This is a genomic window from Sporosarcina contaminans, assembly GCF_042679045.1.
Lineage (GTDB): Bacteria > Bacillota > Bacilli > Bacillales_A > Planococcaceae > Sporosarcina > Sporosarcina contaminans.
On sequence record NZ_JBHTLT010000035.1, the window covers coordinates 40,691 to 54,003 of the forward strand.

A 13,313-nucleotide genomic window follows, 5' to 3' on the forward strand; every position below is an offset into this window, starting at 1 on the left:
AAGGACAGCCTATATATGGGGAGGGAAGTTTCATGGCTCAAATTGGGGTGAAAGAGAAGTCGAGAACGAATCAAGGAATTTGGAAGTTTTTTGTTTTCAGTGCAATTGGCGCGTTTATGTTTTTTGTGCCGGTTGTCATTGACGGAAAAAGTTCCATTATGCTCGACCATATCGTTACATGGTTGCAAAACAATATCGCTGGTGCACTTCCTTATTACGCGCTAATTGTCATACTATCAGGGGCAATCTATCCGTTTGTAACAGGTACATGGAAAAAATCAGCAGTCGATATCGTATTTTCGATATTTAAGGTAATTGGATTAATTGTAGGGATTATGTTGGTATTTAATTTTGGTCCCGCTTGGCTGTTCGATCCTGACATGGGGCCGTTTTTGCTAAATAAGTTAGTGATACCAGTCGGATTGTTAGTGCCGATTGGCGCCATCTTTTTGGCATTGTTAGTGAGCTATGGTTTGTTAGAATTTATCGGGGTTTTATTGCAGCCGATTATGCGCCCGATATGGAAAACACCGGGCCGTTCTGCGATTGATGCGGTTGCTTCATTTGTCGGTTCTTATTCATTAGGGCTCTTAATAACGAACCGGGTATATAAAGAAGGAAAGTATACAGCTAAGGAAGCGGCCATTATCGCAACTGGATTTTCGACAGTCTCAGCTACTTTCATGGTCGTTGTTGCAAAAACGCTTGACTTGATGAGTATTTGGAATTTGTATTTTTGGGTCACATTAGTCGTCACGTTTATTGTAACAGCGATTACCGTTCATCTGTGGCCATTGAAATTCATTAAAGACGAGTATTACGAAGGGGCCGTGCCACAGCCCGAAGTGAAGCCTGATGGTAAGAGATTTTCAGCGGCATGGCAGGAAGCTGTGACAGTTGTTTCAAAATCACCTTCGTTTTTACAAAACATTTCTACGAATTTACGTGATGGACTCGTAATGGCAATGGCGATTTTGCCGTCTATCTTGTCGATTGGACTTTTAGGACTTGTGTTAGCAGAGTTTACGCCGGTATTTGACTGGATAGGTTATCTATTTTATCCGTTTACTGCTTTAGTGCAGTTACCTGAACCGATGTTAGTTGCGAAGGCGAGTGCATTAGGAATTGCTGAAATGTTTTTGCCAGCGGCGTTAGTCGTTGAATCTGCGTTGATTGTCAAATTTGTCATTGCAGTCGTATCGGTTTCGTCGATCATCTTCTTTTCGGCTGTCGTGCCATGCATCGTGTCGACTGAAATTCCGATTTCAATTCCTAAATTAGTCGTTATTTGGCTGCAACGCGTTATATTAACAATATTGATTGTCACACCAATCGCGTATGTATTGCTATAGATATCCGATCCGGATGGTGGATTAGCCGTCCGGATTTATTATTTTGTTCGAAAGAGCGCTTGCTGAATCTTTGCCATGATGGATGAAAAAGGGGATCCGCTTGAAATAATGGTCCGTAATGAGAAAGGGCAGTAGACAGAGTCTTATGGACTGGAAAATGGCGCATGAAGCTTCGAAAGGAATGTCATCGGCAGCGCTATGTCACGCATTTTTTTGACATAACGCAAACGATCGATAATCTTCGGAAAAGCGACACATACGGCTTCTTTTGTAAGGTCCGAATTGTTCAATAGAAAATCCGATGGCGCATCGTTGTGTGCCATCGGATTTTCTAAAATTATTTACCGCCTAACATATTGAACAGTCCGCCTGCGATGCTTCCTTCATCCTTGGAGCCTCCAGGAGTTTGAGGAGCTGCTGCAAATACGCGGCTTGCAAGTCTGGAGAAAGGCAATGATTGTATCCAAACTTTCCCTGGACCTTTTAGGGTAGCGAAAAATAGCCCTTCACCACCAAATAATGCTGTTTTAATGCCTTTTACCATTTCGATGTCATAATCGACATCCCGTGTCATCGCAACGAGGCACCCCGTATCTACGCGCAACGTTTCTCCCGGGTTCAAAGTTTTCTCAATAATGGTTCCTCCGGCGTGAACAAAAGCCATGCCGTCGCCTTCAAGTTTTTGCATGATAAAGCCTTCGCCTCCGAAGAACCCAACGCCAAGCCGTCTTTGAAATTCAACGCCGACTGTCACGCCTTTCGCTGCAGCTAAGAAAGCATCTTTTTGACAAATAATTTTACCGTCATGTTGGCTGAGGTCTACAGGGATGATTTTGCCGGGATAAGGAGCTGCAAAGGAAACGTGTTTTTTGCCCGATCCTATATTCGTGAAAGTTGTCATGAATAAACTTTCACCTGTAATAATCCTTTTTCCCGCACCCATTAACTTGCCCATGAATCCGCCGCCTGAGTTATTCGATCCGTCACCGAAAATGGTTTCCATTTCAATGCCATCTTCCATCATCATTAAAGATCCAGCTTCAGCAACAACTGTTTCTCTCGGATCTAACTCTACTTCTACGAATTGCATGTCATCGCCGTACAACTTGTAATCAATTTCATGATTATTCATCCCTGAACTCCTCCTAAATCATTGTAGTAACCGTTCTACGAGTGATTGGACGGAAAGGTTTCATCATTATGATTGCATTTTATCTATATATTTCCACGTTAAAGAAACAACTTCATTTATACGGTTTGCTTCGTTGGAATCGGCGTATACTTCCCTTAAGGAGCGGTTGACCGATTCTATAATGAAAAGCCGTGGCTCCATTGCTGAAAGTTCCTCTATAAGAAATTCGATATATTGCAGTCGATTATCATGTCCATCTTTTTGTTGACCGTTTAGGAGACTTTGCAATTTAGCAATGAGTTGCTCTTTCATAATGGTTGATGATGTTTCATTTGTGAAAAGATTATCCAAAAAATGTTTACCTAAAAGTGAGTCTTTGTTTTTCATCAGATCAAACATAATGGCATCCAGCCGTCTAATCGTGAAATGAACTAAATCATTTAAATTAATGGATTTAGGAGATGTTGCCGACCAAAAATGGATAAGCTGATGAATCGCACCGTAAATCATGATGGCACAATCGACGACATATTTCTCTGAATCCTTTCCGTAAACATCAATGAGACGTGTTGTAAACCATCGAAGCTCATCGTAATGTAATTGCTTTACAAAATTTCGAAGCTCATCATCGCTCGAATGAAAAACTGCCTCATAAATAGGAAGCAATTTCATTTCTCGATTGAGCCGTAAGCGAATCAGAATTTGCTCGGCTAATATACTTTTATCGTCTTTCCGATTACCGACTAAAATTTCTCTCCGCTGAGCAACGAATGCTTCATGGGCATTTTCTATAATGGCGATTAAACATTCGTTCTTCGAAGAGAAATAATTATAGAAAGTTCCTTTTGAAATCTTGGATTCGTCAATAATATCTTGCACGGATGTTGTAAAAAAACCTTTATTCGTAAAGAGCCTTTGAGCGGTTAATAATACATGCGTTTTACGGTCATTCACTTATATCATCCTTATAAATGTACTGTTGGTTCAATCTTATTTTATCAAAAGGAAAGCACTAACACCAACGATATTTACATTTTTTTATTTGAAAGCGGTTACCAATGTTGATTATTTTGGACTGAGGGTATAAACTATTAAACATGCTGTGAAAATGAGTGCTACAGCTCATGAATGGGGGAATTAAATTGGAAAATAATATACGGAAAATGCACGAAAAGCCTCCTTACGGGATGATTTCCATTCTGTTTTTCGGAGCATTCGTAGCACTTTTAAATAATACTTTATTGAATATCGCTTTGCCGTCGATCATGACAGAGTTCTCTGTGAAACCTTCGCAGGCTCAATGGCTGACGACTGGATATATGTTGGTAAATGGGATTATGATACCTGCGAGTGCGTTCTTCATCCAAAAGTTCACAAACCGCAAACTCTTCATAACAGCGATGATTTTGTTCACACTTGGAACAGCTGCTGCAATCTTTGCACCTAATTTCGGCCTACTTGTCGCTGCCCGCATGCTTCAGGCATCAGGTTCTGCACTTATGATGCCGTTGCTAATGAATGTTATGCTTGCTGCTTTCCCGATTGAAAAACGGGGGACGGCAATGGGTGTTTTCGGGCTTGTCATGTTCACAGCACCTGCAATTGGGCCGACTTTATCGGGCTGGATAGTTGAACATTATTCATGGCGGACACTGTTTGTCATTATTTTGCCTTTTGCTATCATTACGATCATTTTTGCGTTGTTCAAATTCCGCAATATCACACCGAATCGGGAAGTTTCTTTAGACTTCTTCTCTCTTGTCCTATCAAGCATTGGGTTCGGTGGATTGTTGTACGGTTTCAGTTCAGCGGGTGATCAAGGATGGGATGCGCCGATCGTATACGGCACGATTATAATCGGTGCTATTTCTTTGATAGCATTTATTGTCCGCCAGTTGAAAATGAAAGATCCTATGCTCGACTTTAGAATTTATAAGCACCCAATGTTCGCATTAGCTTCCGCAATTTCGATTGTACTATCGATTGCGATGTTCTCTGGTATGATTTTGACACCTCTTTACGTGCAAGAAGTTCGTGGTATTTCTCCTTTCCACTCGGGAATCTTAATGCTTCCTGGTGCAATTGTTATGGGAATTATGTCACCAATTACAGGACGGCTGTTTGATAAATATGGAGCGCGTACATTAGCTATAACTGGTCTTGCAATTACGGTTGTTACGACATTCTATTTAAGTCGTCTTTCCGTAGATTCAGGTTATTACTATTTAATGATGATCTATACGGTTCGAATGTTCGGGATGTCTATGGTAACAATGCCGATTATGACAAATGGTTTGAACCAGCTTCCAATGCACTCCAATCCACACGGAACTGCAATGAATAACACGTTACAGCAAGTGTCAGGCGCAATCGGTTCAGCTTTATTGCTTACTGTTATGACGAAGCGTATGGAGAAATCAGGAGCTGAACTTGCACAATCTGCTGCAGCAGCTGGTCAACTACCGACAGATCCAGCTGCAATCGCTACTATGCAAGAAGAATTAGGTAAACAGGCGATGTTGGACGGCATTAATTTTTCATTCTTTGTTGCAACGATAATTGCAATCGTAGCGTTGATCATGACATTTTTCGTTAAGCGGGTCATGCCACCGAAATTCAAAACTGAAAATAATGCTACGGAAGAAAATATGGAACAAAACAAAGGGACTGCCCAGGATTAATTTCCGGGCAGTTTTTTAATTGTGTTAAAAGAGGCGAAGGTGCTACTTCTTCATAGACAAGCATATGATTTATTGTAGAAAATAAGCAGGGATTTACTATAAGATGTCGAAATAGACAATTTGAAAGCGGTTACAAAAGATTCGAATTTGAAAGGGGAAGTGAGTCATGCAATTGAATAATTATTTTGGTGGTTCATGGCAAGAGGGCGAAGGTGCACGATATACAGCCGTACTGAATCCGGCGACAGGGGAAGAATTGGCGAAAGTGAGGCTGTCGACGAAGGAAGACGTAGACATGGCTGTCAAAGCAGCAAAAGCAGCTCAGAAGAAATGGGCTTTGGTCCCTGCCCCGAAACGGGCGGATTATTTATATACGATCGGCAATATCATGAAGGAGAAAAAGGAGCATCTTTCACAAGTCTTAACGAAAGAAATGGGAAAAGTGATTGAAGAGGCGCGCGGAGAAGTACAGGAAGGCATTGATATGGCATTTTACATGGCAGGAGAAGGGCGAAGACTGTTTGGGGAAACAGTCCCATCTGAGCTGCAAGATAAATTTGCAATGAGTGTCAGGGCACCGATCGGAGTTGTCGGACTGATTACTCCGTGGAACTTTCCGATTGCGATTGCAACTTGGAAGTCATTCCCTGCAATTGTGGCGGGCAATACATTCGTTTGGAAGCCTGCAACGGAAACACCGATGATGGCATATGAAATGGCGCTCATCTTTGAAGAGGCAGGACTTCCGGAAGGTGTTGCCAATATCGTGTTTGGTTCTGGCTCTGAAGTCGGAACGGCGATGATTGAGCATCCGGATATCCGTGTCATTTCCTTCACTGGATCGTCTGACACAGGTCGGCATGTAGCGGAAACGGGCGGTAAGCATTTAAAGAAAGTATCGCTTGAAATGGGAGGAAAAAATGCGGTCATCGTCATGGACGATGCAGATATCGATTTAGCTGTTGAAGGGATCCTTTGGAGTGCTTTCGGAACAGCGGGGCAGCGTTGCACGGCATGCAGCAGGGTCATTGTGCATAAAGATGTAAAGGAAGAGCTTGAACAGAAGCTTGTAGGGGCCATGAAAGGGCTAACGATCGGCAACGGATTGGACGAGTCTGTTAAAATCGGGCCAGTCATTAACGGAAAGGCGCTTGAGAAAATTCAATCATATATTGAAATAGGGAAGGAAGAGGGCGCAACTCTTCTATCGGGCGGCAATCGTTTGACTGATGGGGACTTTTCGAATGGCCATTACTTTGAACCGACACTATTTTCAGACGTGAAATGGGATAGCCGGCTTGCACAAGAGGAAATTTTTGGTCCAGTCGTCTCATTGATTGAAGTGGCAAATTTAGAGGAAGCGATTGAAGTGAACAACAGTGTCATGTATGGCTTGTCGAGCTCGATCTTTTCACGTGATGTCAATAAAGTTTTCCGGGCACAGCGGGACTTGGATACAGGAATCGTTTACGTCAATGCAGGAACGACAGGCGCGGAAATCCATTTACCTTTCGGGGGAACGAAGGGAACAGGGAATGGGCATCGTGATTCGGGCGTAGCAGCATTGGATGTCTTCACGGAATGGAAGAGCATCTATGTTGATTTCAGCGGTAAGCTGCAACGGGCGCAAATCGACACAGAATAATAGGGGTTGAAAAAGTTGCAAGTTGGAATAGGGTAAAGGATTACGTTGAAAAAGGGGATGTTTATATGAAAGTAGTCGTCTTGGGTGCTGGATTAATGGGGAAAGAAGCAGTGCGGGATCTTGTAAAAAGAAATGAGGTTGAAAAAGTCTATTTGGCAGACTTGAACATAAGGCAGGCGGAAAATTTTGCAGAGCAGTTGATGTCGGAAAAATTGGATCTTCTGTCATTGGATGCGACGAATGACGTGCAGCTGCAAGAAGTGATGGCGCTTGGGGATATCGTCATTAACGCATTGTTTTACACATTTAATGAAAAGGTTGCGCGGACGGCGATTGAAATCGGTGTGCATTCCGTAGATTTAGGGGGACATATCGGAGGCGCAACGGATGCGGTATTGGAATTGGCTGATAAAGCGGCTGACAAAGGCGTGACAATTATTCCGGATTTAGGGGTTGCGCCAGGTATGATCAACATCTTATCTGGCTATGGTGCGGGAAAGTTAGACCAAGTGGATAGCATTAAGCTGTATGTCGGAGGTGTGCCAGTCAATCCCGAGCCGCCGCTTGATTATAATGTCGTTTTCTCTCTTGAAGGGGTGTTTGATCATTACACGGATCCTTCACACGTCATCCGCAACGGCAAGCTGATCGAAATTCCTTCATTGTCCGAAATTGAGACGATCCATTTCGATGGCTATGGCGATATGGAGGCATTTCATACTTCTGGCGGCACATCGACATTGACGAAGACGTTCCCGCATGTCAAAACCTTAGAATACAAGACAGTGCGCTATAAAGGCCATGCTGAAAAGTTCCAGCTATTAGTCGATCTTGGCCTATTGTCCCGCAACAATGAAGTGACGGTTGACGGCAGGTCTGTCAAAGTGCGCGATGTCATGCGCGAACAGCTTTCTCCGCAGCTTCGTCTTGGCGATAAATCCGATGCGGTTCTACTCCGTGTCATCGTAAGCGGCGAGGCGCAAGGAATGCCGACGACTTACGAATACAATTTGGTAACGGAAAAGGACCTTTCTGTGAATGAAACCGCGATGGCCCGTGCAACAGCAAATACGATTTCAGTTGTAGCTCAGATGATCGGCAACGGTCAAATTACGAAGCGTGGAGTTCATCCACCTGAAATGATCGTCCCAGGTGAGTTTTATATAGAGGAAATGAAGAAACGCGGCGTAGTCATTCAAGAAACGGTTAAAACACACGAAGCGCATATTTGATAGGACATTATGACTGAAGGGGGATAGGGAGTTGGATTTTGAATTTACAGAAGAACAGAAGATGCTTCGCAAAACGGCCCGTCAATTTGTAGACGATGAAATCATGCCAAATATCCAGCGTTGGGATGCGGAAGGCGGTTTTGATCCGGCAATATGGAAGAAGTTAGCCGACTTAGGTTTTATGGGTGTTTGTGTACCCGAGAAGTATGGCGGCAGCGGCATGGATTACAATTCGCTTGCTATTTTATGCGAGGAGTTGGAACGAGGAGATACTGCGTTTCGGACAGCGGTTTCTGTCCATATCGGCTTGAATTCCATGACGCTTATGCAATGGGGAACCGAAGCGCAAAAGCAGAAGTATTTAATTCCCCAAGCGAAAGGGGAGAAGATTGGCGCGTTCGGTTTGACGGAGCCAGGAGCTGGATCAGATGTTGCTGCGATGGCAACAACGGCTGTACGTGACGGAGATTATTATGTCATTAATGGCCAAAAAACATGGATTTCGCTCTGTGACGTTGCGGATCATTTCCTAGTGTTCGCTTATACGGATAAATCAAAAAAGCATCATGGCATTAGTGCGTTTATCGTTGAGAGGACGACGCCAGGCTTTTCATCGAAAGCGATTAAAGGAAAATACGGCATTCGGGCAGGTAATACGGGTGAGCTGTTTTTCGAAGAGATGCGAATCCCGGCAGAGAATCTGTTAGGAGAAGAAGGGGAAGGGTTCAAAATTGCAATGTCTGCGCTCGATAACGGACGCTTCACGGTAGCTGCAGGTGCTGTTGGACTTATTATGGGGTGCTTGGAGGAAAGTGTGAAGTATTGCCATGAGCGAGAAACGTTTGGCAAGCCGATCGGTAAGCACCAATTAGTGCAGCAAATGATTGCCAAGATGGAAGCGGGCTATCAAATGAGCCGGCTATTAGTCTATCGCGCAGGAGAAATGAAAAACAAAGGGTTACGCAATACGAGAGAAACATCGCTTGCGAAATGGCAAGCATGTGACTTTGCCAATCAAGCGGCAGATGACGCATTCCAAATTCATGGCGCTTACGGTTACTCGGATGAATATCCAGTTGCCCGCTTCCTGCGCAATTCAAAAGCGCCTGTCATTTACGAGGGGACGCGCGAAATCCATACGATCATGCAGGCGGAATACGTGCTTGGCTATAGGGAAGATAAGAAGTTGAGTAATATGCTGCCCGAGTGGCCGTTTGATTGAGGGGAAAAGAAACGAACGAATACGCCATAGTATCAGCAATGTTCGTATCATTGCTTTTATAGAAGCAATGATAAATTATAACAAGCCAAACCGGACAGTACCCGAATAAACGGGATTGTCCGGTTTCTGTTTATTGCTGAGATTTTGCTTCCAACGCTTGCGCGTGACTTTCTATCACTTTACTTAAAAGCGCTGTATCTGTCAGTAAGTCAAGCCCTGTTTTTGCAAGAGCTATTGCGCCGATCAGGAGTGCTTCCATACCACGATCAGATTTGGCTGCTTCGCGGAATGGAACGGTATGTCCAATCAAATCATCATCGCCAATTTTAATATAAGGATGTGCAGTAGGGACTTCATAACTGATATTTCCTGCGTCTGTCGATCCAAGTCCTTTTCTTTTTTCGGTATGGACGGTTTCCCCAAGAGATTCGAGGTGACGTTTCACTGCATCGTCAAGTGCGTCTGTAATGACGAAATCTTTCACTTCATTTTGAAAACGTTCGATTTTGACAGTGGCTCCAGTGGAAAGTGCGGCACCTTCTGCAATATTTCGTATTTTCGCAGCGATTTCTTCTGTTCGTTTCCAAGTGGACGCACGAATGAAAAACCGCGCTGAGGCATATTCAGGAATAATGTTCGGCGCTTCGCCACCATGTGTAATGATGCCGTGTACTCGGACATCTTGCGGCAATTGTTGACGCAGTGCATTAATGCCGTTGAATAGTAATATGACCGCGTCAAGTGCGTTAATGCCGTGCTCGGGTGCACCTGAAGCGTGGGCTGGCTTGCCGTAAAAATGGAAATCCAATGGATCGACAGCTAACGAGTTGGACGTTACACCTGTTTTTCCGGAAGGATGGGCCATCAATGCAACATCTACGTCTTTTAAGTAGCCGTGGCGGACGAAACTTCCTTTTGCACTACCGTTTGGACCGCCTTCTTCCGCAGGTGTTCCTAAGACGACCACTTTTCCGCCAATCGATTCAAGTTCTTTGGAAAGTGCGATTGCAGCAGCAACACTTGTCGTTCCAATAATATTATGACCGCAAGCATGGCCGATTCCTGGCAGTGCATCGTATTCTGCCAAATAAGCAATCGTCGGGCCGGGTTTCGAACTTGAAAACTGTGCGTAAAACGCAGTTTCATGTCCCGCAACATTTGTCTCTACTTCGAACCCTTCGTCACGGAGCAATGTCGTTAATTGTTCGCAGGCAAAATATTCTTCATTACCGATTTCTGGTTTGGCGTGGATTGATAGACTCGTTTCAATAAAGCGTGCACGGTTTTCCGTTATAAATGAATGGATTTGATTCGTTATCGTTGTCATTTTACTTTTCTCCCTTCAATTGTTCGAATGTATCAATTAGCTGATCTTGTGGTATGTTCAACAATATCGATCCGCCTTTTGTTTCTTCTTCAATGGCTTTCTTTACTTGTTCGGACTGGTAAAGCTCGACGATTTTTAAATAGGTTTCGTTTTGTGCATCCTCTGCACGTGCTGCAAAGACATTCACATAAGGCAAGGCATTTTCATTGTCGCCATCTTCCAAAAAGATTGGGTCTTCAGTAGGGTTGAACCCGGCTTGACCTGCAATCCCGTTGTTGATAAGGGATGCTGCGACATCTTGCAAGACACGTGGCGTTTGCTGAGCAACCATAGGGATGATTTCCAAGTTTTTAGGATTCTCTTCTATGGATGTTGTATCTCCAAAAAGTCCAGTGCCTTCTTTTAATTTGATAAGACCTGCAGTTTCCAATAAGCGTAAAGCGCGCCCTAAATTCGATGGGTCATCAGGAACGGCAATTTTATCTCCTTCTTTAATGCCTGAAATATCGTCAAGCTTATCGGAATAAATGCCGAGCGGAGCGATAACAGTTGAACCAATCGGTACGATGTCAACATTGTTCTCTTCGGCAAACTGACTTAAAAATGCAATATGCTGAAAAGAATTTAAATCGATGTCGCCATTGGCGAGTGCATTGTTCGGTAATGTATAGTCCGCGAATTCTTTCAGTTCGATTGTAATGCCTTCTTCTTTCGCTAACTCTTTCAATACGTTCCATTGCTCACCATCCGCTCCGGTAACACCGATTACAACAATATCTTCGTTAGCAGATCCACTTTTTCCGCAAGCGGCAAGAATGGATAGCAGTAAAATTGCTCCAAGTAATTTAATGGTTTTTTTCATGAGAAATCCTCCGATTTTGTATATTTAGTATTTTAAAAACACTTCATTGTGAATGTACAAGTTATCGACGCATCACTTTTTTCGATAAGAAATTGCCAATCCACTGCGCCAATTGTACAAGTACAATTAAGATAACGACTGTAACGAACATGACGGAACTGTCGAATCGTTGGTAGCCATGCGTCATCGCGACGTGCCCTAATCCACCTCCGCCAACTGTACCTGCAACAGCTGAAAAATCGATTAAACCGACTGTGACGAAAGTTAGTCCAAGGATGAGTGGTCCAAGCGCTTCAGGGATCAATACGGTAAAAATGATTTGGCGCGGACTTGCTCCCATTGCTTCTGCTGCTTCAATGACACCCGGATCGATACTGATCAAATTGTTTTCGACGACCCTTGCGACGACAAACGATGCAGCAATTGTCATTGGGAAAATGGCAGCTGCGGTCCCAATCGTCGTTCCAATCACTTCGCGTGTAACAGGCGAAAGCACGAAAAGCAAAATAATGAAAGGGATCGGGCGAATAATATTAATAAAGAAATTTAGTAAAGCAGAAATGAACCGATTTTCAAGTATATTTCCTTCTCTAGTGGTAAACAGAAGGATACCTAATGCCATACCGACAATCGAACTAAAAACCAAAGTCCCTAAAACCATCGTAATCGTTTCACCGGTTGCCTCCACAATACGAATCCAAAACGTCTCCCAATTAACTTTCATTCGTATTCACCTCCACAATGTCCACGATGCTTTTCAATTCTTGGATGCAAGCGATCACTGCATCATGTTTGCCTTCGAATGAAACGACAAGATTGCCAAAAAACTGTTGCTGTAATTCCCGGATAGAACCGTAAACAATATTGAAATCTATTTGATGCTTTCGAGCAACCGTTGATAAGATCGGGTCGCTTGCCCGCTCTCCTTTGAAAAGGATGCGGTACAAAGTGGTTCCTCCTTTTGCCCGCCATACATCAAGCAGTTGTGGGGAAGGCAAGCTTTGATCGGTGGCGGAGATGAATTCTTTTGTTGTTGCGTGCTGCGGATTCGTAAACGTTTCGAACACTTCGCCTTGTTCAATCACTTCTCCCGTCTCCATTACTGCGACACGGTTGCAAATCGATTGGATAACCTGCATTTCATGTGTAATGAGCAAGATTGTAATCCCCATTTCCCGATTCACCTTTTGCAATAGATTCAAAATATCGCGCGTCGTGTTCGGGTCAAGTGCGGACGTCGCTTCATCGCAAAGCAGAATTTCTGGGTCAGTCGCAAGTGCGCGTGCAATGCCGACACGCTGTTTTTGCCCTCCTGATAATTGTTCGGGATAACTTTTCGCTTTATCCGCAAGTCCTACGAATTGAAGAAGTTGTTTTACTTTGGCATTTCGTTCTGCCTTAGGTACCTTCGATAACTTCAAAGGGTACTCGACATTTTGTTCGACTGTGCGGGAAGAAAAGAGATTGAAGTTTTGAAATACCATCCCAATCTTTCTGCGCACTTCCCGTAGCTGTTTCGGCTTTAGTTCGTGCAAGGGAGTTTTTTTGATAAGAATTTTCCCTTCCGTCGGACGTTCAAGGCCGTTGACAAGTCGGATCAATGTGCTCTTTCCAGCGCCGCTGAATCCGATAATGCCAAAAATATCGCCTTCCTCAATGTCAAATGTCACCTTTTTTACTGCTTCGACTTTCTTGTTTCCGACAACAAATGTTTTAGTTACATTTTCGAATGTGATCATAAAATCCCCTCCAAATAAAAAACGGGGCTGTCCAGAAAGTCAGTGAAAACTGATTTTCTGTGATAGTCCCTTTCTGGTTGGAGAATAAATGGGGAACCCCTGACAACCGTCGCTTTCCGTT

11 protein-coding genes are annotated in these 13,313 nt (G+C 43.7%); 5 read left to right on the plus strand and 6 right to left on the minus strand.

Annotation, left to right across the window (positions count from 1 at the left end; all coding sequences use genetic code 11):
- The first annotated feature begins 32 nt into the window (after positions 1–32).
- The gene (locus tag ACFQ38_RS07390; protein ID WP_381480246.1) at positions 33–1,352 is read left to right on the plus strand and encodes a YjiH family protein; all 1,320 of its coding nucleotides are present in this window, start codon (positions 33–35) and stop codon (positions 1,350–1,352) included.
- 337 nt (positions 1,353–1,689) lie between these two features.
- Here the strand turns inward: ACFQ38_RS07390 and ACFQ38_RS07395 are convergent, their stop codons facing one another.
- Positions 1,690–2,484, minus strand: a complete 795-nt coding sequence (locus ACFQ38_RS07395; RefSeq protein ID WP_336824320.1) for a TIGR00266 family protein — start codon at positions 2,482–2,484, stop codon at positions 1,690–1,692.
- A 66-nt stretch (positions 2,485–2,550) separates the two neighbouring features.
- A complete protein-coding gene (locus ACFQ38_RS07400) occupies positions 2,551–3,438 on the minus strand; it encodes a TetR/AcrR family transcriptional regulator (protein WP_336824321.1) in 888 nt (295 codons plus the stop codon).
- 209 nt (positions 3,439–3,647) lie between these two features.
- Here ACFQ38_RS07400 and ACFQ38_RS07405 point away from each other — a divergent pair, with 209 nt between their 5' ends.
- The 4 genes from ACFQ38_RS07405 (at position 3,648) to ACFQ38_RS07420 (ending at position 9,264) form a co-directional block, all read left to right on the plus strand.
- Positions 3,648–5,165, plus strand: coding sequence for a DHA2 family efflux MFS transporter permease subunit (locus ACFQ38_RS07405; RefSeq protein ID WP_336824347.1), 1,518 nt, complete (start codon positions 3,648–3,650; stop codon positions 5,163–5,165).
- A 166-nt stretch (positions 5,166–5,331) separates the two neighbouring features.
- Complete coding sequence (locus tag ACFQ38_RS07410; protein ID WP_336824322.1) at positions 5,332–6,810, plus strand: aldehyde dehydrogenase family protein; 1,479 nt, start codon at positions 5,332–5,334, stop codon at positions 6,808–6,810.
- Positions 6,811–6,875: 65 nt separating this feature from the next.
- Entirely contained in the window at positions 6,876–8,042 is a 1,167-nt protein-coding gene (locus ACFQ38_RS07415) for a saccharopine dehydrogenase family protein (protein WP_381480247.1), read from the plus strand.
- 31 nt (positions 8,043–8,073) lie between these two features.
- A complete protein-coding gene (locus tag ACFQ38_RS07420) occupies positions 8,074–9,264 on the plus strand; it encodes an acyl-CoA dehydrogenase family protein (RefSeq protein WP_336824324.1) in 1,191 nt (396 codons plus the stop codon).
- A 130-nt stretch (positions 9,265–9,394) separates the two neighbouring features.
- Here the strand turns inward: ACFQ38_RS07420 and ACFQ38_RS07425 are convergent, their stop codons facing one another.
- The 4 genes from ACFQ38_RS07425 to ACFQ38_RS07440 form a co-directional block, all read right to left on the minus strand.
- Positions 9,395–10,591, minus strand: a complete 1,197-nt coding sequence (locus ACFQ38_RS07425) for a M20 family metallopeptidase (RefSeq protein ID WP_381480248.1) — start codon at positions 10,589–10,591, stop codon at positions 9,395–9,397.
- Between the two features lies 1 nt (position 10,592).
- A complete protein-coding gene (locus tag ACFQ38_RS07430; protein ID WP_336824326.1) occupies positions 10,593–11,453 on the minus strand; it encodes a MetQ/NlpA family ABC transporter substrate-binding protein in 861 nt (286 codons plus the stop codon).
- Between the two features lie 61 nt (positions 11,454–11,514).
- A complete protein-coding gene (locus ACFQ38_RS07435; RefSeq protein ID WP_381480249.1) occupies positions 11,515–12,177 on the minus strand; it encodes a methionine ABC transporter permease in 663 nt (220 codons plus the stop codon).
- A complete protein-coding gene (locus ACFQ38_RS07440; protein WP_381480251.1) occupies positions 12,167–13,192 on the minus strand; it encodes a methionine ABC transporter ATP-binding protein in 1,026 nt (341 codons plus the stop codon). The genes ACFQ38_RS07435 and ACFQ38_RS07440 overlap by 11 nt, the downstream gene beginning before the upstream one ends.
- Between the last annotated feature and the right edge of the window lie 121 nt (positions 13,193–13,313).